This window comes from Siminovitchia fordii DSM 16014 = CIP 108821 (assembly GCF_000374565.1).
Taxonomy (GTDB): Bacteria; Bacillota; Bacilli; order Bacillales; family Bacillaceae_C; genus Siminovitchia; species Siminovitchia fordii.
The window spans coordinates 1-20,238 of the sequence record NZ_KB894694.1 but is presented as its reverse complement, the minus strand read 5'-3'; the positions used below and the strand labels follow the sequence as shown (position 1 = coordinate 20,238).

Sequence of the window (20,238 nt, the reverse complement as noted above, 5' to 3'; positions counted from 1 at the left end):
TAAAGTTAATAGTATTGAGGGTGACAATGTGAGCGGAAATGTCTTGCGTTATTTTGCTGGTGGTAATACTGCAAAGGGTTTTAGTCATTTGTATGATTCCAATTTGCGCGGACTGGACCGAGTCTTTATCCTTTCAGGAAAATCATGTCTGGAGAAAAAGATCCTGATTCAAAAGCTGATGGATGAATGGGCTGAGAAAGATATAAAACTTGAAGCACTTCATTCCCCAAACGATCCGGATTCATTGGAAGGGCTGATTATTCGAGACCTCGGATTTGGAATTGTGGACGGTGATTCTCCTCGTGAGATCGGAAAAGGATTTGTTGGTGACAGGTGGGAAACGGTAGATCTGGATGCAATGGATCTCTCATCCCTAGGGGCAGCCACAAAGAAAGATATCATACAGCATACAGCAAATAGGGATCGTGCTCTGGATAACGCTTATCAATCATATGCTGAGGGATTACGGGTTCATGATAAGTGGGAGAAGCTCTACATTGACCGGATGGATTTTTCAAAAGCGGATCATGTATCAGATCGCTTGATTTTAAAGTTGCTTTCTAAAGAATCCACGCGAAAAGATCGAACATCAATCCGCAGATTTCTTGGTGCTGCAACACCAAAGGGACCAGTCGATTTTGTAGAAAATATCACGTCTGGCCTGAATAAGAGATTTTTTTTAAAAGGGCGGGCAGGAACGGGGAAGTCCACTGTCTTGAAAAAAATCGTGGTAGAGGCCGAAAAACGAGGATATGATTTGGAAATCTATCATTGTGGTTTTGACCCTGATAGTCTGGATATGGTTATTGTCAGGGAACTTGGGTGGGCTGTGTTTGACAGCACCCAACCGCATGAGTATTTCCCTTCCCGTAAGGGAGATGAAGTAATCGATATGTATGAATTGGCGGTTGCGCCTGGAACAGATGAATTATATGCCAATGAAATTGCAGAGATTGAAAGGCAGTATAGAGAACAAATGAAGGCAGGGAAAGACTACCTCGCTGAAGCAAAACAAATCAATGATCAATTGGAATCGATATATCAGGTTCATATGGACCACTCGCGGATCGACGAAATATTTTCCGACATTCAAAAAGAAATTAAGCTTCTTGCAAAAGATTAACGCCTCTTCAAAAGACTGAAGGGGTTTTTTTAGGTAAGAACCCAAGTATACCTGGCAAAAACATTAATTTGCTTTGTCTAGCTCAAGCATCAGGTACCTCAATATTACAAGCTTGTTAGAAGGCTGCCTCTTTTGCGCAAAATCTTTTTTGAACAATTTTGTTTAACTCTCGGCAAAGTTCCGATGAGGTATGACCCGGTCAGTTTTACATGGGTTGTCAGTTGGCAATTCTGAGGTGGTTGAAGAACTGCCTGATGCGTCCTATTTGACTGCGCTGATCAAAGGTATATTCGCTCATCTATTGACATAAATGCTGTCTTCCCTCAATAAACATAATATAGAGAATTAGATACGTTTGAATGATGATTGCATAAATGGGGTTCGAGTGTGTCCTTTTGGAAAGTACAGAAGTTTGTATGAGTTTCCATAATGGAGTGATCGATATGACGAAAGTACTGCAGCAATTTTTAACCGAAAACTTGTCTGAGCTTCGCAGGCAGGGCCTCTACAATGAAATAGACAAGGTTGGAACGCCAAATGGTCCCATCATCCGTATTCATGGTCAAGAGCAGATCAATCTTTCATCCAATAATTATCTCGGCTTGGCAACGGATGAGAGAGTGAAAGCTGCTGCTGTTGAAGCAATCAGGAATTGGGGAGTCGGTGCGGGAGCGGTCCGTACAATTAACGGGACGTTTGAAGTGCATGAGAAGTTGGAAAAAACGCTCGCCTTATTTAAAGGGACGGAAGCCGTCATCTCCTATCAATCAGGGTTTAATTGTAATATGGCCGCCATTTCGGCGGTCATGGACAAAAATGATGCCATATTGTCAGATGAGTTGAATCATGCGTCCATTATTGACGGGTGTCGCCTTTCGCGGGCAAAAATCATCCGTTTTAGTCATTCCGACATGGATGATTTGTACCGGCAGGCGAAGGCGGCAAAGGAATCTGGCAGTTACAATAAGCTGATGGTGATAACTGATGGTGTTTTTTCAATGGATGGAGATATTGCCAAACTGCCTCAAATCGCAGAAATCGCTGAAGAATATGATTTGATCACTTATGTTGATGATGCACACGGCTCGGGAGTACTCGGAAAAGGAGCCGGAACAGTGAAGCATTTCGGACTCCAGGAAAAAATAGACTTTCAAATTGGCACTCTTTCAAAAGCGATTGGCGTTGTGGGCGGTTATGTTGCGGGAAAAAAAGAGCTGATTGACTGGCTTAAGGTCAGGTCAAGGCCATTTCTGTTTTCCACTGCCGTTACACCTGCAGATGCTGCTGCGGCAACGAAGGCAATTAAGTTGTTAATGGAAAGTACTGAGCTATTTGAACGCTTATGGAAAAACGCAGATTATTTGAGAAATGCCCTAAAGAAACTGGGGTTTGATATCGGTCGGAGTGAAACACCGATTACCCCATGCATCATTGGAGATGAAAAAACAACACAGATATTTAGCAGACGTCTTTTTGAAGAAGGGGTTTATGCCAAGTCTATTGTTTTCCCTACTGTTCCGAAAGGCACTGGGCGTATACGGAACATGCCAACCGCAGCACATACGAAGGAGATGCTGGACCGGGCAGTTTCAGTTTATGAAAAAGTAGGAAAGGAATTAGGTATCATTTAATAGAGTAAAAGGAAGTTCACGGCGCTACATTGTATATACCAGGAGGTCATTTGATGAAAAAAATCTTGGTGACCGGATCCTTGGGGCAAATTGGTTCAGAGCTTGTACTAAAGTTGCGTCGCGAGTATGGGAAGGGAAGTGTCATTGCATCAGATATCCGCCGTCCGAGCAATCATTTCGTTGAATCTGGCCCTTTTGAAATAGTGGATGTTATGGACGGTACAAGAGTAGTGGAAGTCGTAAAAAAATATGAGGTTGATAGTATCATCCATCTGGCTGCCCTTCTTTCGGCATTAGCGGAAACAAAACCGCTGCAGGCTTGGAACCTCAATATGGGAGGTCTTATAAATGTGTTGGAGGCAGCCCGGGAGCTCGAACTGAAAGTTTTTGTGCCTAGTTCCATTAGTGCTTTTGGTCCCGGGACACCGAAGTGGAGAACACCGCAGATTACCATACAACGACCTTCCACCATGTACGGAATCAATAAAGTGGCGGGTGAACTTTTATGTGATTACTATTTTCATAAATATGGTCTGGATACACGCGGTGTCCGTTTTCCCGGGCTTATTTCATATGGCGCTCCACCTGGGGGAGGAACAACAGATTATGCTGTAGAAATCTATAGTGAAGCTATCCGAAAGAAGAGTTACACATGTTTTGTGAGCCAAGAAACCTGCTTGGACATGATGTATATGCCAGATGCGTTAAATGCTGTTGTACATCTAATGGAGGCCGATCCCGGAACGCTTACATGCCGGAATTCCTATAATATAACGGCAATGAGTGTTACGCCTGAAGACATTGCGAATGAAATTAAAAGGCATATCCCGTCGTTTGTGATTGATTATAAAATTGACCCGGTCCGGCAGTCAATTGCAGATAGCTGGCCAAGCTCGTTGGACGATTCAGCCGCCCGTCAGGATTGGGGATTTAACGCGGAATTTGATTTGGTTGAAATGACCAAAGACATGCTGGAAAAAGTCAAGAAGAAACGATCATGAGCCGCCTGTGTCTGTAGCAGGAAGGCTCTTTGTTTTGATATACTTGGACTATCATAAAATCTGGGGGTCTATAACATTGTTGACGAAAGCAAAGGACTTTCTACAGTCTTATTTTGGATATGATGAATTCCGCAGGGGACAAGATACAATCATCCAAAAAGTGCTGGCGGGTGAGGATACCCTGGGAATTATGCCGACCGGAGGCGGAAAGTCCATTTGTTACCAGATTCCAGCCTTATCACTTCGTGGAATTACCATTGTTGTTTCACCATTGATATCCTTGATGAAGGATCAGGTGGATGCACTGGAAAAGGCTGGCATTCCTTCTACTTTTATTAATAGTACGATTACGGGAGAAGAAATGCGGGAGCGGATGTCCGGTCTATATAACGGTAAATATAAGCTTGTTTACATTGCACCGGAAAGATTAGAGACCGACTATTTTTTAAGGCTTCTCGACGAGGTTCATGTTTCCCTCGTTGCAATAGATGAGGCACACTGTATTTCTCAGTGGGGACATGATTTTCGGCCGAGCTATTTATTGATCCGTGAACTGATTAATCGAATTAAGCCAAAACCGGTAGTGTTGGGATTGACTGCCACAGCGACCCCACAGGTACGTGAGGATATCCGCCAGCTTCTAGATATTCATGTGGAGAATACAGTTGTAACCGGGTTTGAAAGGGAGAACCTTCGCTTCCATGTAGTGAAAGGGCAGGACCGTGATCTGTTTTTGATTGACTATATCCAAAAAAATTCCGGACAGGCAGGTATTGTTTATGCTGCTACCAGAAAAGAAGTGGAAAGGTTATATCATCTGCTGAAAGCGAAAGGAATCGCAGTTGGAAAATACCATGCTGGAATATCGGAAAAAAGCCGCGAGCGTTACCAGGAACAATTTTTATATGATGATATAGATGTGATGGTTGCTACAAATGCCTTTGGAATGGGCATCAACAAGTCGAACGTGCGGTTTGTGATCCACTATCATATTCCACGCAACATGGAGTCCTATTATCAGGAGGCGGGGAGAGCAGGAAGAGATGGGGAAGAGAGTGACTGCATCTTGCTTTTTGCCCCGCAGGACAGCCACATCCAGTCATTCCTCATTGATCAGTCCGAAATGGATGAGCATCGTAAAGAAAACGAGTTTGGCAAGCTAAGGAAAATGATTGCCTACGGCCATACAGAGTCATGTCTGCAGCAATACATCCTGCACTATTTTGGCGAGGAAGATGCCAATATTTGTGGAAAGTGCGGCAACTGCACGGATGACAGGGAACAAGTTGATGTGACTGTCGAGGCTCAAATGGCCCTGTCATGCATCAGACGGATGAATGAGAGATTTGGCAAAACGATGATTGCCAAGGTGTTGACTGGTTCGTCTGACCAAAAAATACGAAGCTTCGGTTTTGATCAGCTGTCAACCTATGGAATCATGAAGGATAAGACCCAAAAGGAGACAACAGAGTTCATCGACTTTTTAACAGCGGAAGGGTATTTACGCCCAACGGATGGCTCTTACCCCATATTGATGTTAACCGAAATGGCCAGGGATGTTTTACATGGTAAAGAAAAAGTAATGAGAAAAGAAAAGGCGCGTATCACACAAATTGTAGAGGACAATATGCTGTTTGATGTGCTGCGTAAACTTAGAAAAGGAATTGCCGATGAGGAGAATGTTCCTCCATATATCATTTTTTCTGATGTGACATTAAAAGAAATGAGTACATTGCTTCCAAGAAGCGAAGAAGAGCTAATGCAAGTAAAGGGGGTTGGTAAGCAGAAGCTGGAAGCTTACGGAACGGTTTTCCTGAAAGAAATAAATAAGTATTGTGAGGTTCAGGGGATTGAAAGTCGTAAAATCAGCCAATTCATGACTCTTTCTAAAAAGCAAACGGGAAGATCCTCAAGAACAGAACCAAGCCATCATATAACCTATCAAATGCTCCAGGACGGTTTTTCCATTACTGAAATTGCAGGTGAACGCGGCATGACGGAAAGGACAATTGAGGGGCATTTGCTGAAATGCCCGGGCGACGGTTTGGAAGTGGATTGGTCTTCATTCATCCCAAAGGAATATGAACCATTAATAGAAGAAGCTGTTAAACAAGCTGGCCAGCGGAGATTAACACCAATTAAAGATCTTTTGCCCGAGGAGATCAGCTTTTTTATGATTCAAGCCTATTTAGAAAAACAAAAAGCATAAAAATCCGCCAAAATCTGTGATATGCTCCCCAATAGGTAGACAGATTAAAAAAATAAACATCTGGCTACCTACGGGGGGGCAGTTCAGCCCTTCTGGCGGGTTTTTTGCTGGAAAATTACCGGTGATCAAATAAAAACGGCACCCGTTTCGAATGTTTTAACTAAATGTTTGGTTAAAAATAGAGTCTAAGTTTAGGAAGTCTTAACTGACTATTTGATTAAAAATAGACTTTAAGTTTCGGGTATCTTAACCAAACGTTTGATTAAAAATAGGGCCCAAGTTTAGGAAGCCTTAACTAACTGTTTGAATAAAAATAGGGCCAAGTTTTGGATATCTTAATCAAACGTTTGATTAGTAATAAGAATCCAGGTTTTGGCACTTAATCAAACGTTTGATTAGCAGTATGCCAAAGTTTAAAAGCTCTTAATCAAATGTTTGATTATTATTCAGCAGATCATCGCATACAATGAAATTTAACCATCAAAACAAGGCCGAAATAAAGAAGATTTCGTTGCATTTTTGAAGGTTTTCGGCTAGAATACATGCCAATATCAGAGGGCGGAAAAAGCCTGTAGAGAAGGGGATATGACATTGATTAAATGTATCGCCACAGATATGGATGGAACGCTGCTTAATGCCAACCAGGAAGTAAGTGAGCAAAACAAGCTTGCAATCCAGGCAGCCCGGGACCAGGGAATTGATTTTCTTGTTGCAACAGGGCGCTCCTATCATGACTTGCGCTATGTTTTGGATAAAGTTGGGGTTCAATGTCCTGCTATCTGCTTGAACGGCGCGGAAATCCGAGATGAGAATGGAAATGTGGAATTCGGCATCGGTTTAGCGGAAGAGACGGCTGAGAAAGTAGCCCATGTACTTGATACTGCGGATATATATTACGAACTCTATACAAGTAACGGGACCTATACTACAAACTATGAAAAGGGTATTCAGGCTGTCATGGATATTTATCGGACTGCCAATCCATCTGTAGAAGTTTCAATGTTAAGAGAGAGAGTCGAAAAACGCTTTAAAAAACGTCTGATTAAAATTGTAGATGACTTCGATGGAGTTTTTGGTGCGGAGGACATTGTCACTTATAAATTTTTTGGCTTTTCGAAAGATGAATCATTGCTTGTTGATATATATAAACGGTTTGAACAAATTAAAGGAATTACAGTGACAACTTCCGGGCGCCATAACATTGAAATCACTCACAGGCACGCCAAGAAGGGTAATGCTTTAAAGAGATATACAGAGAAACGGGGAATTTCCCTTGATGAGACGATGGCGCTGGGCGATAATTACAATGATTTATCGATGTTGGAGCTGGTGGGACATTCGGTCGCCATGGGAAATGCCGAAAAAGAGATAAAAGATGCCTGTCGCTATGTCACAGGCTTAAATACAGAAGACGGGGTTGCCAAAGCGATTTATAAAGCACTCGAGGAAATGGCTATCTCTTGAATTAGAAATTCTTATAATAACTCCTGCCATAACCGACTATGACAATATTGAGCTGCATCGCAATTGTTAGATGATGTCTACAGTTGGGAGCAGTTTTTTACTTTACCCTTAAAAGTTATGACACCTGTCATATATAACATCTGATAGGTGTGAATTCTCCCTCGCTTTTTTTCTGTATACAATCGGATTAACCGATTTTTCAAAAAGCGAGGAGATTGACATGAAAAAAGAGCGGATTCGCCTACTGGATATTTTACGGGGATTTGCAATTGCAGGAACATTGGGTACCAACATTTGGATTTTTGCCCATTTAGGGGATTTGTCATATATCACTACATATGAATATTCATCTTGGTGGTCGCTTGAAGACTTTTGGAGAATGTTCATCTTATTTTTAGTAAACGGGAAACTGCTGGGCTTGCTGACGATTATGTTTGGAGTAGGGTTGGAGTTGAAGTATAGACAGTCACTCAGAAAGAACCAGCCTTGGCCAGGCCTGTATATATGGACGTCATGTATATTGATCATGGAAGGGTTCATTCATTTTTTATTCGTCATGGAGTATGATATTTTGATGAGCTATGGGATCACAGCTATCATTGTGTCACTCATCATTAAAGGCGGCGACCGTATTATTTCCAGAACGATGAAGGTGATCGGTGGTATTCACGCCGTATTTGTACTTTTTCTGTTACTGGTCGGCATCCTGGGGGCGAATATGTCCTTGGGGAGTTTTTACGATGTCACTTTACTGTACAAAGATGGTACATGGCTTGAACAGGTAAATTATAGATTAGATCATTTTCTGCTCCTTAGAAGTGAAGCCATTCTTGTGATTCCAATGAATATCTTTCTATTTTTGCTCGGTGTACGATTTATGCGTTCAGGAGTTTTTTCGCCAAATGAGAGCGGGAAGCGCAAACGAAAAAAACTGTTCAATATAGGGATTTATGTCGGTGTCCCATTAAACCTCCTGGTTTTTATTCCAGGTGGAGCTTTTGACCTTCCTGTCCGCTATCTATTTGCCCCGATTCTATCACTGGGGTATTTGGCCTTGATTGCGAGAATGGTAGAAAGAAATGAAAGGTTGTGGATTTGGCGGCGATTGGAACAAATGGGAAAAATGTCTTTAAGCTGCTATGTGATGCAAAACCTAATTGCTTCCTTTATTTTTTACGGATGGGGATTGGGACTTGGGGGAAAGGTGAACTCCCTGACCGTCATATTATTATGGATTCTTATTTGCTGCTGTCTCATGATCATTTCTTCATTTTGGCTGAAATATTTCACGTTGGGGCCAATGGAATCCATGCGCAAACATGCTACTGGTGTTATGCAAAGATGAATTTTTAGCCGGGGGCTGCCTATGATTCATAAAATATATCCACGGGAACAAATATCAAACTATTTATTAATAGATACATTTGCTGCCGTTCTACTGACATTCATGGTTTTGACTTCGGAGTCGACGACGCCATTGATGATGAAGCTGTTGCTCCTTCTTCTTTTCTTCTTTTCATTTTATATAGCATTATGGTTTAGGGATTGGCGGCTTTTAACAGCAATGACCTTAGGTTGTTTCTCCCTTTCTTTGCTATGTATCTTCACAGAACAGTCCATTTTCCTTTTTGGCTTTATATTTGCCGATCTACTAGGGCGAGCAAATGAAAAGCTTCATATAGGAATCGGAATGCTGGCAATCGCAACAATGTTTGTGATTGTCCAATGGCATGAAACAGGATCATTGATTTCCATGAAGTCTTCTATATTCTTGCCAGTGGTGATTCTTCAGCTTCTGCTTCCAGTCATTATTTATATAAGGGAAAAAGCAAAAACATTGGAGGGAGAGCTGGATACAGCAAATCAGCAAATTGAAAGGTATATTCAGGAGGAGGAGAGACATCGAATCGCAAGAGATTTGCATGATACCCTGGGGCAAACATTAACAATGATCAAACTCAAAAGTGAGTTGGCAATTCTACTGGTTGATCAGGACGAGCAGCAAGCAAAGGCAGAATTGAATGATATTTTGGAATCATCAAGGGTTGCACTCAAACAAGTGCGAGAGCTTGTAACGGGTATGAAGTTTATCTCATTAGAAGAGGAAATTGCCCGCTCAAGAGACCTTTTGAAAGAAGCAAATATTGAATCGAATGTAGAAGGAAAAGGGCAAAGGTTGTTAATGCCCAGTGTCGACGAAACGATGCTGGCCCTCTCTTTGCGTGAAGCAGTTACAAATATCATCAGACATAGTGGGGCTAGAAAATGTAATATCCGTTTAGAAACAGATGAAAGCTATTTTAAAATTCTTATTAGAGATGATGGCGTTGGTTTAATGGATCAATCGAGTGGGAATGGCATTCAATCGATGAAGGAACGGCTGCAAACATTGAAAGGAACTGCCGAAATCGCCAATGCTTCAGATGGAGGTACGGTTGTTACGTTAGCTTTGCCTATCAATTCATACGAAAAGGAGAAATCAGTATTGTGATACGGGTTGTGGTTGCTGAAGACCAAAGAATGCTCAGGGGCGCACTTACCTCCTTAATAAAATTTGAGAAAGACATCGAGGTTGTGGCTGAAGTTTCCGATGGACAGCAAGCTTGGGAAGCGATACAAAAATACAAGCCTGATGTTTGCCTTGTGGATATCGAAATGCCCAATATGACAGGGTTGGAGCTTGCTGAGAATCTTCGCAGTGAAGGAAATGGCTGTAAAATCATTATTGTGACAACTTACGGGCGGCCCGGTTACTTACAGAAGGCTGTGGATGCGAAGGTGGAAGGTTATTTACTTAAGGACGAACCGATCGACTATCTCATTAGATCCATTCGTAAAGTTATGAATGGGGAGAGAGTGATCAGTACTGACTTGGCTGCCGCCCTACTATTAAAAGAAGAGAGCCCCCTGACTGAACGTGAAACCGAAGTTCTTCGGTTGACAAAAGCAGGACTGACAACAAGTGATATCACTAAAGAGTTATTCTTGACGAAAGGAACGGTCCGCAATTATTTATCATCCGCTATTCAAAAGCTGGGAGCCGATTCAAGGCAGCAAGCGGTAAACATTGCCGTTGAAAAAGGGTGGATTTGAACATTTACAAATAAAAAAGCAGGTCCGGTAGTGGATTTGCACTGAGGCCCTGCTCTTTCATTCAATTTAGTTAACCTGGAATAGATTAGAGCACGTTATCATTCTCCCAATCATACGTCCAAAACCGTTCCCTCAGCATCCTCTCCGTCCAAGCGGGATTTTCTGCCGCAACGTTTTCCAGCATTTCATCCATCATCCAGGCTGTTTGGGAAATGTGAGCTTTTAATACTTCCACTTTTTTCTCCCAAACATCACTAATATCATGAACAATATTAGCCTTTCCGAGTTCGGCTTCATGATTATTTGAAAACGCCACGAGATGAAGCTTCGGCCTTTTTTCTTTAGGTAGTCTTCGTACCGATCGTATGACCGCCCTCGCTGTCGCTTCGTGATCGGGATGAACAGAATAACCGGGATAAAAAGATATGATAAGGGAGGGGCTCAATTCCTCCATTAGCTTGAACACCATATTTGCCAGTTCTTCATCATTTTCAAACTCAAGGGTTTTATCACGGTAGCCCATTAGCCGTAAATCTTGAATTCCCATGATTTTTGCGGCTTCTTCAAGCTCAGCTTTCCGGATCTGAGGCAATGACTCCCTTGTGGCAAACGGTGGGTTTCCAAGATTCCGCGCCATTTCTCCTAAAGTGAGGCACGCATAGGTTACTGGTGTTCCATTATTTATATGTTTCATGATAGTTCCCGAGACTCCAAAAGCCTCGTCATCTGGATGAGGGAAAATCACTAACACTTGCCGTTCCTGTTCCATTGGCTTTTCGCTCCTTTTAAAAGTCTCGCTCTGTCTTTTTATTCGAAAGGGGTTTTGCTTATTTGCAGGGCAACTGCCAGCTTACCTTCAAAATCATGCCCCGCTAGCAAAAGCCTTCCCTTATCGTCAACTTGAAAATGTGTCAGTCCTTCTGCATAAACCCAGCCGACGGGCAGCTTCAATCCGACTCTATATGGACCTTCACCTTTGATTTTTCCATGCTCGTAACAGATTTCCGCATTACGGATATAAGCACCAGATGAAAAAAACGATTCATCTTTATGTGAAGCGTATGCACCATTTGTGGTTTCCAGATGAATATAGACATTTTTGCCCGCAAACTGATTGATCATATATTGAACCTGCTGAACATTTATATCTTCCAAGCCCATTGGCCTCCTTCGCCTTGTGACATAAAATCATTTTACTAAAAAACATGCTGAATTACGAAAGATTGGATTTTATATGGGAAGATTTGCGGTTTGGTAGTTATAGTATGAATGACTTTTTGCTTTGTATAGGAAGGGAGAGGGAAATCGGGGAAGAAAAAACTGACGATGTGTATGGTACCAAAAAGTTGTTTATGATAAAACCAACTACAGGTGAAGTTTTAAACATATCATTTTCTGCTCGACTCTGAATTCATAACCGATACTGCAAGGAGAGTTTCATACAAATCCTACCTTGGAGCAGATAAAAAAAAACCCAGCAGAACTTTCCTTCCACCAGGTCTCCTGTTAATTTTTAAGACTTCCAACATATTTCGTATAAGCGCCGTGCATGACCGGCCCGACATATTGGTTAAGTTTCCAACCATGTTCAATGGCCGCAGTGACAAATTTTTTTGCTGCTGTAACTGCTTCTTTGACCGATTTTCCTTTTGCCAAGTTTGCCGTAACTGCAGCTGCAAATGTACAGCCTGCACCATGATTGTATGTTTTATCAAGTTTTTCCTTTTCAAGAACAGTAAATTCGTGTCCATCATAGAAAAGGTCCACTGCTTTGTCGGTGTTCAACCCAGTGCCCAAGAGGAAGGAATTTTCTGCTATAATAATTCTAATCTCATTCTGGTGAAACAGCAGTTTTTAAAAGGGCCAACCGCTCTCTTGTTATTAATTTCAGCCTGACAACTGCAGGTGTTTCCGCTTCGACTACATCTGTCTCCAGTCCGAGTTTAACGGCAATTTTTCGGGCGCGTGCCAAGTGATAATCACTAGTAATGATTGTAACACCCTTGTTTGATGGTGGAAGCAATGTTTTAGAATAAAAAATATTTTCATAAGTAGATGAAGATTTCTTTTCTAGAACTAACCTGTCTTCTGAAATGCCGTGATTAATGAAATAGCGTCTCATTGCTTCAGCTTCCGATATGAGCTCATCAGGTCCTTGCCCACCGGATAAAACCAGTTTTACAAAGGGGTATTTCTCAGCATATTGAAGAGCGGCTTCCAGCCGATATTGCAAGGAAAGTGAAGGAGTTTCTCCATTGACCTTTGCTCCCAACACAATAGCGTATTCATATGTGCCATCCGCTTTCGGCTTTTTACCGTCGGCAATCCATTTTCCTGTAAGGATCCATAAAAACAGACAAACACCAAAGAAAACACTCATAACACAGAGGGCCAGTTTTTTTAACAACATAGAACCACCCGATTCTTTATAGAGTATGTTTAGATTACAAGATTCGCTGCAGTTCGTAAATAGACTTTTGGGGGGGCGCTGTTTTGAATACAATTATTTTGGCCGGTGGAAAATCGAGCAGGATGGGACAGAATAAAGCCCTGATAAAAATAGGAGGAAGGCGGGTCATAGATCGGATTGCGGCTGAATTGGAGCCTGTATCAAATAAGATGATTGTCATTGCAAACGACCCTGCTCAGTATGAACATATGAATGCCTTCATTATCGAAGATGAACCTGCTTTTAAAGGACAGGGGCCACTAGTAGGAATTTATACTGGACTAAAGGAAGCGGGTTGCGGACCTTGTCTCGTTGTTGCTTGCGATATGCCGTTTGTATCCGCCAGGATTGGGCGGGAACTCGTGTCGATATTAAAAAGGAATAAAGTGGATGCTGTTGTTCCCATCCATGAAGATCGCATGCATCCGCTGTTTGCCGTGTATGATGCCCGCGTTGCGGAAACGGTTAAGAAGACGTTAATGGCTGGAAAAAGGTCGGTGAAATCATTTCTTGACCGGATAGATGTGGAATATTTTACAATAAAAGAAAAGCGTGATGCCGTTTGGAATATGAATACAATGGAGGAATACATACAAGCGGCGAAGATGGCAGAAGGGAGAGAAGGAGAATGACTTGTGAAATCACAAGAGACCCGATAAAAATTGAAGACATTTATCATAAAGTAGTGAGGAGGGAAGCTGGCGCTGTCACTACATTTGTCGGCACTGTCCGTGAATTGACACACGGAAAGAAAACGCTTTATCTTGAATATGAAGCTTATGAATCGATGGCTCTGAAAAAAATGGAGCAAATTGTGGAGGAAATGAAAGAAAAATGGCCAGTCCTTGAAGTGGCAATGGTGCATCGGATCGGCCGCCTCGAAATTACCGATATAGCCATAGCGATTGCAGTGTCTTCTCCACATCGACCAGAAGCATATGAAGCGAATCGATATGCACTTGAAAGAGTAAAGGAAATGGTCCCGATTTGGAAGAAAGAGCATTGGAAAGATGGGGAAAAGTGGATCGGAAACCAGCAGGGAACAAAGGAATATGCAACAGGGAAACCGGAGGAAGGTGACTTACTTGAATAAAATCATGTTATTTGCCCAATTGAAAGAGGATATGGGGAAAAGCTTGATGAAAGTTGAGGTTTCAGGAAAAACTGTTGGAGAGCTCCGCGTTTTTCTGGAAGAGGAAACACCATTGGGGAGCTTAGACGGTATTATGATAGCGGTCAATGAAGAGTTTGTAAAAGATGACTGGGTCATTGGAGAAAAAGATGAAATTGCTTTAATACCTCCGGTCAGCGGAGGTTGATACAGATGGATTCACAATTGGAGCGTTATTCAAGACAAATGCTATTTAAGCCGATTGGGCCAGAAGGGCAGATAGAAATTGGAAAGAAGCACGCGCTTATCGTTGGAGTAGGAGCTCTTGGGACTCACACTTCCGAACTGCTTGCCAGGGCGGGAGTTAGAAAGCTGACACTCATTGATCGGGACTATGTTGATAGGAGCAATTTGCAACGTCAGCATCTTTTTACAGAAAGAGATGCAGCGGAACAATGGCCAAAAGCGGAAGCGGCAAAAGAAAGACTGAAAAACATTAACAGCCAGGTTGAAGTGGAGGCGATCGTTGCACAGGCGGATGCTGCACTTTTGGAAGATATAATAGCAGATGTGGACCTTTTGGTGGATGGAACAGACAACTTTGAAACCCGGTTTCTGATGAATGATCTGTCTCAAAAATATAAAATTCCATATGTTTTCGGATCCTGTGTAGGAAGCTTCGGAATGGCATTTACCATCATTCCCGGCGTAACACCATGTCTTCAATGCTTGATCAAGAGACTGCCGTTGCAGGGTCAGACGTGCGACACAGTCGGAATCATCGCACCCGCTGTTCAAATGGTAACGGCCCATCAAGGAGCAGAAGCGTTGAAAATTCTTTCAGGAAATATGGAAGCTGTAAGAAAAACGTATGTTTCATTTGATCTATGGGAGAATGAATATTTATCCTTAAAGGCAGATGCTTTAAAAGAAAGTAATTGTCTTTCATGTGGGGAGACTCCCGAATATCCTTTTTTACAATCTGGACAGGAGATGAAAGTGGCTGTACTATGCGGCCGCGACACGGTCCAGATAAGGCCTGCAGATAATCAAAGCTTTCCATTGGAAAAACTGGTTGACCAATGGCGTTCGGCAGGTCTTGCAGTAGGCGGGAACCCATTTTTGATTTCAGTAACAAAGGATGGGGCAAAGGCTGTGTTTTTTAAGGATGGCCGCGCCCTGATCCATGGTACGAAAGATTTGAATGAAGCTCGAAAAATTTATCATTCACTAATGGGTTAAAAAAGAAAGGAGAGATTATGTTGGTTTCCTCTTTCACCATTGCATCTATCATTCTATCTCTTTTTGTTGCAGTAGGTATACCGATAGTTCTCCTTATTATTTCTAAAAAGAATTTCAACATATCCATTAAAGTAGTTCTCTTTGGAATGCTGACATTTTTCGTATTTGCCTCTATACTAGAGGGTTTTTTTCACGCCATTTTTCTGGAATGGAATAAATCAACCAAGGCACTTCTGGAAAATACATGGCTTTACATGCTGTACGGTGGATTAATGGCGGGAATCTTTGAAGAGACGGGCAGATTCATCATGATAAAATATGCATTGAAAAAATACAGGGAATGGAAGGATGGCTTGGCTTTTGGATTGGGACATGGAGGAATAGAATCCATTCTTATTGTCGGAATAAACAGTGTTGTCATGGTTGTTCTTGCCTTTATGATCAATAACGGGTCATACGATTCTTTTATTACAGGGCAAGCTGCAACAGCATTGGCTCCCCTTTATGAGCAATTGACCGGATCATCCTCATACCTCATGCTTTTTGCCGGAGTTGAAAGACTTGGGGCTCTAGCCATCCATATCGGGCTGTCCATCTTTGTATTGTACGGCATAAAGGAAGGAAAGAAGGCCTATCTGTTGTATGCCATTCTCATTCATGCAGTCATTAACTTTCCGGCCGCGCTGTATCAAAAAGGACTGATCAATGTTTTTGTTGTAGAAGTGTATATTCTTCTCATTGCTGTTGGTTTTATTGTTTGGATTGTTAAGTCAAAATCGCTGTTTTCTTCTAATAAAATATGAAAATCCCCCGCATTGGCGGGGGTTTATTGTAACTATTATTTTTTTGCAACCAGAACAAGCTCTCCGTTATCAAGTACCCTTTCGTACTTCGCTGCTTCCTCTTTACTTAGTCCAACTGCTTCAAACTCTGAACGGAGCTCGTCTCCTCTTTTATTGAAAATATTTTTTACAGAGTCTACCAATCCTTGTTCGGAAATACCTACATTTCCTGTATCCAATGCGTCAGTCAAGTCTTTCGAACGCTCTTCTCCATGTGCAAACAAATAAATATGATCTTTATCATAACCTTCAGCAGTCAGTTGATTGACCATTTCTTGAGCTTGAACGCCATTTTCGCATATTTTCACAGTGTTCATGAAAACTTCCTCCTTTTATTATTTATATGAAATGCATCTCTTGCGGATGCGCTAGTATATATATATCCCTTCTATTTATGATTAAACATGGGACGAGGTTTCGGTGCTGGCTGTTTGTGCAATAGCATAAAGGATGGACATGATATAATGCTGAAGAAGGAGTGATGTACGTGGCAAGTAAAATATTGGATAATGATTGGGCGCCTCTTATGGAGGAAGAGTTTAAAAAGCCATATTATTTAAGGCTAAGAGAGTTTCTAAAAAAAGAATATGTTGACAAAACAGTTTATCCTCCAATGCACGACATATTTAATGCTTTAAAATTCACCCCCTATCACCATGTAAAGGTGGTGCTGTTAGGACAGGATCCGTATCATGGTCCAGGTCAGGCACATGGACTTAGCTTTTCAGTGAAGCCTGGTGTGAAAATCCCGCCATCTCTCATAAATATTTTCAAAGAGTTACGGGATGATTTAGGGTACCCCATTCCAAACAATGGCTGTCTAGTGAAATGGGCAAACGAAGGAGTCCTGCTTCTAAACACAGTATTGACAGTAAGAGCAGGCGAAGCACATTCGCACAGAGGCAAAGGGTGGGAGACTTTTACCGATAAAGTGATTTCCTTGATCAATGAACGGGAAAAGCCTGTCATTTTTATTCTATGGGGGAGGCCAGCCCAAGAGAAGATTCGTTTAATAGATACTACAAAACACACCATTATCAAATCGCCTCACCCGAGTCCGCTTTCAGCAAACAGAGGCTTCTTCGGCAGCCGCCCATTTTCCCAAGCAAATCAACGCCTTTTAGAATTAGGTGAAAAACCGATTGACTGGCAAATTCCAGATCTATAAAAGTGTTGCCTTTTTGCTTTTTTATACTTTTACGTCTATGCTAATATTGCGTTAAGAAGTATTATAGAAAAGAAAGGCTGGAGCTGGACATGCATATTACATATAAAGCTCTTATCGGAAAGATGGAATCGGAACTTAAAAAGGCAAAAGAAGCGAGGGATCCTGAGCAAATGCGTGGCCATCTATTTGCAGTCAAAGCCCTTGCAGAATTAACATTGGATACAGGGGAAGAAACTCAAAATGAGCAGCCTCAATTATTAAAGGAATATCTTGAGCCGGCTTCGAAAGAAATTCCTTCTTCAGCAGGTAAATATCATGAAAACCATGGTGGCGGGGATTCAATCCTTGATTTTTAAGAGGAAAAAGAGGGTGTATACATGAAACTGTTTATCATCATCGGAGCAATCAATGCATTCCTTGGAGTAGCGCTTGGTGCATTTGGTGCTCATGGGCTTGAAGGGAAGGTTGAACCGAAATATTTGGAAACCTGGGAAACAGGGGTTAAATATCAGATGTACCACGCTCTTGGGCTAATTGCAATCGGTATTATTTCCGGAAATGTATCTCCCGGATCTTTACTGAACTGGTCCGGCTGGCTGATGCTCATTGGAATTATTCTGTTTTCCGGCAGCCTTTATGTGCTGACATTGTCCGGGATCAAAGTGCTTGGGGCTATCACACCATTTGGTGGAGTCGCTTTCCTTGTATCTTGGGTGCTTTTGATTGTGTTTGCCGCAAAACATCTATAATGGGGAAAGACCTCATCCAAACCGAGATGAGGTTTTTTTAAATGGTCGTTGCGATATTTCCCTTATTTCGTGTAATCGTATAAACCTAATTTTACTGCAGGTCTTCTCAGCCTGTCTCTTTCCTTAACGCGGTGAATATCTTGCAACAGCACCAGGAAAATGATACTCATAATCGATTGGTTCGTTGAATGTCACATAATCCACATAAACCATTGGAATTAGATATCTGTCACCTGTTTCGGGATCACTCAAAATCAAGTGATCCCGCCCGGCAGCTTCAATGACCCCTTTAAACACTTTTGCATTCCATTCTCTGTTGTTTTCAAACGTAGTAAAAACTTCAACAAGCTTTCCTTTATTTAGCCGTAGAATATTTTCAATATACGACTCTTCAATTGGCAGCATACCGGGTACATTTATTCCGCCTTTTGCTCCGGCTACTCCCGCAGGGGGCTGCATCGGTGGAGCGGTGTATGGCGGCGGCTGCATACCGTAATAAGGACTTTGCTGGCCAAATGGCATTTGGGCTTGTGGATAAAAACCGGGTGGTTGTTGTGGATTATTTGTCATAGCCAAAGCGTTTCCTCCTTCGCAGAAGATCTAAATGAACTTGATCCAAATAGGTTCACCCTACTTCTCATGTTTATGCTGAAGAAGGATTGGTCATGCTTCTGAATGTAAAAATTAAAAATCCTCCTGGGTTGAACTGCACCCCGAATGTTAGACACATACTCGAACATTTGGAGGTGCTTTTTTAGATGGTAAAAATATCAGATTCAAATAAACATACTGCTGTTCTTCGCTATTTAGAAGGAAAGGAGTCATATCAGGATATTTCAAACTCTCTTGGAGTTGATTGTGGAGATTTTCGTCTTTGGGTTAAGCGTTATGAGTACCATGGGGAACAAGCATTTATAAAGAGCTATACAAACTATACAGCAGACTATAAACTAGACGTACTAAACTATATAAATGAACACGGGACGTCTATCCGAGAAACATCTGCGATTTTCAACCTTCCTACCACCAACTTGATACGGAGCTGGAAAAAACTCCTGGAGTCTGGTGGGATAGATGCCCTTATTCCAAAGAAAAAGGGGCGTCCAGCCATGAAAAGAAAAGATGAAAAGCAACTGAATAAAAAACGTTCAGCCGAAGGATCCGTAGAATCTTTACAGGCAGAAGTAGAACGTTTGCGTATGGAAAATGCTTATTTAAAAAAGTTGAACGCCTTAGTTCAAAACAAGGAAAAGTCACCAAACAAGACAAGGCACAAGTAGTCTATGAACTAAGGCATGAATTTCCGGTAAAGGCACTAATCAAACTAGCAGGTATTCCACGCAGCACTTATTATTACAACGTAAAAAATTTTGGCCGGCCAGACCCTGATAAAGAACTGAAACAATTGGTTCAGTCTATTTATGATGAACATGAAGGTCGTTTTGGTTACCGCCGTATACGCGATGAACTCAGAAATCGTGGGTATAAGGTAAACCACAAAAAAGTACAGCGCCTCATGAAGGAACTGGGGATTAAATGTATAGTCCGCATCAAAAAATATAAATCCTATAAAGGGACGGTTGGTGAGATCGCGCCGAATATCTTAGACCGTAACTTCCAGGCTGAAAAGTCAAATGAGAAATGGGTTACCGATATTACGGAATTTAAATTATTTGGGGAGAAGCTGTATTTATCACCCATACTGGATTTGTTTAATGGGGAAATCATCACTTATACAATCGGGCCAAGACCAACCTATTCACTAGTTTCCACCATGCTGGATCAGGCATTTAAGCGACTATCAGAAGAGGATGAACTCCTGCTTCATTCAGATCAAGGATGGCATTATCAGATGAAAAAATACCGGCATACCCTAGAGAAACGCGGGATTACGCAAAGTATGTCACGTAAAGGCAACTGTTATGACAACGCCGTTATTGAAAACTTTTTCGGTATCCTGAAGTCTGAATTTCTTTATCTTAAGGAGTTTGAAAGTGTGGAACACTTTAAACTAGAACTAGAAAAGTATATAAAATACTATAATCACAAACGGATTAAGGCCAAATTAAAAGGCATGAGCCCGATACAATACCGGGTTCATGCCCAACATGCCGCCTGACGAAATAACCGTGTCTAACTTTTTGGGGTCACTTCAG

General features: G+C 41.8%; 22 protein-coding genes and 1 pseudogene. 17 read left to right on the top strand and 6 right to left on the bottom strand.

Annotated features, from left to right (window positions below; translation table 11 throughout):
- Positions 1-28 precede the first annotated feature (28 nt).
- The 8 genes from C509_RS0113805 (at position 29) to C509_RS0113770 (ending at position 10,521) form a co-directional block, all read left to right on the top strand.
- Complete coding sequence (locus C509_RS0113805) at positions 29-1,123, top strand: PRK06851 family protein (protein WP_018707510.1); 1,095 nt, start codon at positions 29-31, stop codon at positions 1,121-1,123.
- Between the two features lie 443 nt (positions 1,124-1,566).
- Positions 1,567-2,754, top strand: coding sequence for a glycine C-acetyltransferase (locus C509_RS0113800; protein ID WP_018707509.1), 1,188 nt, complete (start codon positions 1,567-1,569; stop codon positions 2,752-2,754).
- 53 nt (positions 2,755-2,807) lie between these two features.
- The gene (locus C509_RS0113795) at positions 2,808-3,755 is read left to right on the top strand and encodes an NAD-dependent epimerase/dehydratase family protein (RefSeq protein WP_018707508.1); all 948 of its coding nucleotides are present in this window, start codon (positions 2,808-2,810) and stop codon (positions 3,753-3,755) included.
- A 76-nt stretch (positions 3,756-3,831) separates the two neighbouring features.
- Positions 3,832-5,964 (top strand): DNA helicase RecQ, encoded by a 2,133-nt coding sequence (gene recQ / locus C509_RS0113790; RefSeq protein WP_018707507.1) that lies wholly within the window; start codon positions 3,832-3,834, stop codon positions 5,962-5,964.
- Positions 5,965-6,549: 585 nt separating this feature from the next.
- On the top strand, positions 6,550-7,428 hold the full coding sequence (locus C509_RS0113785) for a Cof-type HAD-IIB family hydrolase (protein WP_245542481.1): 879 nt from the start codon (positions 6,550-6,552) through the stop codon (positions 7,426-7,428).
- 214 nt (positions 7,429-7,642) lie between these two features.
- A complete protein-coding gene (locus C509_RS0113780; RefSeq protein ID WP_026319855.1) occupies positions 7,643-8,773 on the top strand; it encodes a DUF418 domain-containing protein in 1,131 nt (376 codons plus the stop codon).
- Between the two features lie 21 nt (positions 8,774-8,794).
- A complete protein-coding gene (locus C509_RS0113775; RefSeq protein WP_018707504.1) occupies positions 8,795-9,919 on the top strand; it encodes a sensor histidine kinase in 1,125 nt (374 codons plus the stop codon).
- Positions 9,916-10,521, top strand: coding sequence for a response regulator transcription factor (locus C509_RS0113770; protein WP_018707503.1), 606 nt, complete (start codon positions 9,916-9,918; stop codon positions 10,519-10,521). The genes C509_RS0113775 and C509_RS0113770 overlap by 4 nt, the downstream gene beginning before the upstream one ends.
- An 85-nt stretch (positions 10,522-10,606) precedes the next feature.
- Here the strand turns inward: C509_RS0113770 and bshB2 are convergent, their stop codons facing one another.
- The 4 genes and pseudogenes from bshB2 to C509_RS0113745 all read right to left on the bottom strand — a co-directional run bounded on the left by bshB2 (position 10,607) and on the right by C509_RS0113745 (position 12,931).
- On the bottom strand, positions 10,607-11,290 hold the full coding sequence (bshB2, locus tag C509_RS0113765) for a bacillithiol biosynthesis deacetylase BshB2 (RefSeq protein WP_018707502.1): 684 nt from the start codon (positions 11,288-11,290) through the stop codon (positions 10,607-10,609).
- A gap of 38 nt (positions 11,291-11,328) precedes the next feature.
- Positions 11,329-11,682, bottom strand: coding sequence for a YojF family protein (locus tag C509_RS0113760; protein WP_018707501.1), 354 nt, complete (start codon positions 11,680-11,682; stop codon positions 11,329-11,331).
- 345 nt (positions 11,683-12,027) lie between these two features.
- Positions 12,028-12,315 (bottom strand): annotated as a pseudogene (locus C509_RS0113750) (bifunctional hydroxymethylpyrimidine kinase/phosphomethylpyrimidine kinase); the annotation flags it as partial.
- A 37-nt stretch (positions 12,316-12,352) separates the two neighbouring features.
- Positions 12,353-12,931: a YdcF family protein gene (locus C509_RS0113745; RefSeq protein WP_033370126.1), complete on the bottom strand. Its 579-nt coding sequence runs from the start codon at positions 12,929-12,931 to the stop codon at positions 12,353-12,355.
- A gap of 83 nt (positions 12,932-13,014) precedes the next feature.
- Between C509_RS0113745 and mobA the strand changes: the two genes are divergently transcribed.
- Genes mobA through C509_RS0113720 form a run of 5 tightly spaced genes read left to right on the top strand, consistent with a single transcriptional unit; the run spans position 13,015 to position 16,126 of the window.
- A complete protein-coding gene (gene mobA / locus C509_RS0113740; protein WP_018707497.1) occupies positions 13,015-13,602 on the top strand; it encodes a molybdenum cofactor guanylyltransferase in 588 nt (195 codons plus the stop codon).
- On the top strand, positions 13,599-14,063 hold the full coding sequence (locus tag C509_RS0113735) for a molybdenum cofactor biosynthesis protein MoaE (protein ID WP_018707496.1): 465 nt from the start codon (positions 13,599-13,601) through the stop codon (positions 14,061-14,063). The genes mobA and C509_RS0113735 overlap by 4 nt, the downstream gene beginning before the upstream one ends.
- A complete protein-coding gene (gene moaD / locus C509_RS0113730) occupies positions 14,056-14,289 on the top strand; it encodes a molybdopterin converting factor subunit 1 (protein WP_018707495.1) in 234 nt (77 codons plus the stop codon). Before C509_RS0113735 ends, moaD begins: the two co-directional genes overlap by 8 nt.
- A 5-nt stretch (positions 14,290-14,294) precedes the next feature.
- Positions 14,295-15,323 carry a ThiF family adenylyltransferase gene (locus tag C509_RS0113725; RefSeq protein WP_018707494.1) on the top strand — a complete coding sequence of 343 codons (1,029 nt, stop codon included), beginning with the start codon at positions 14,295-14,297 and terminating at the stop codon, positions 15,321-15,323.
- A gap of 20 nt (positions 15,324-15,343) precedes the next feature.
- Positions 15,344-16,126 carry a YhfC family intramembrane metalloprotease gene (locus C509_RS0113720; RefSeq protein WP_018707493.1) on the top strand — a complete coding sequence of 261 codons (783 nt, stop codon included), beginning with the start codon at positions 15,344-15,346 and terminating at the stop codon, positions 16,124-16,126.
- 35 nt (positions 16,127-16,161) lie between these two features.
- Here C509_RS0113720 and C509_RS0113715 read toward each other — a convergent pair whose 3' ends face one another.
- Positions 16,162-16,482: a YflT domain-containing protein gene (locus C509_RS0113715; protein ID WP_018707492.1), complete on the bottom strand. Its 321-nt coding sequence runs from the start codon at positions 16,480-16,482 to the stop codon at positions 16,162-16,164.
- 164 nt (positions 16,483-16,646) lie between these two features.
- On the opposite strand from C509_RS0113715, the gene C509_RS0113710 reads away from it, so the two are divergent.
- From C509_RS0113710 to C509_RS0113700, 3 genes are all read left to right on the top strand, one after another.
- Complete coding sequence (locus C509_RS0113710) at positions 16,647-17,333, top strand: uracil-DNA glycosylase (protein WP_033370124.1); 687 nt, start codon at positions 16,647-16,649, stop codon at positions 17,331-17,333.
- 89 nt (positions 17,334-17,422) lie between these two features.
- Entirely contained in the window at positions 17,423-17,689 is a 267-nt protein-coding gene (locus C509_RS23970; protein WP_018707490.1) for a YwdI family protein, read from the top strand.
- A 21-nt stretch (positions 17,690-17,710) separates the two neighbouring features.
- On the top strand, positions 17,711-18,082 hold the full coding sequence (locus C509_RS0113700; RefSeq protein WP_018707489.1) for a DUF423 domain-containing protein: 372 nt from the start codon (positions 17,711-17,713) through the stop codon (positions 18,080-18,082).
- Positions 18,083-18,205: 123 nt separating this feature from the next.
- Here C509_RS0113700 and gerQ read toward each other — a convergent pair whose 3' ends face one another.
- On the bottom strand, positions 18,206-18,652 hold the full coding sequence (gene gerQ / locus C509_RS0113695) for a spore coat protein GerQ (protein ID WP_083934598.1): 447 nt from the start codon (positions 18,650-18,652) through the stop codon (positions 18,206-18,208).
- 188 nt (positions 18,653-18,840) lie between these two features.
- Between gerQ and C509_RS25630 the strand changes: the two genes are divergently transcribed.
- Positions 18,841-20,201, top strand: a protein-coding gene (locus C509_RS25630; protein ID WP_154654392.1) for an IS3 family transposase whose coding sequence is annotated in 2 segments (ribosomal slippage) — positions 18,841-19,297 and positions 19,297-20,201 — 1,362 coding nt in all. Because the reading frame shifts where the segments join, the coding sequence is not laid out codon by codon here.
- Positions 20,202-20,238 lie beyond the last annotated feature (37 nt).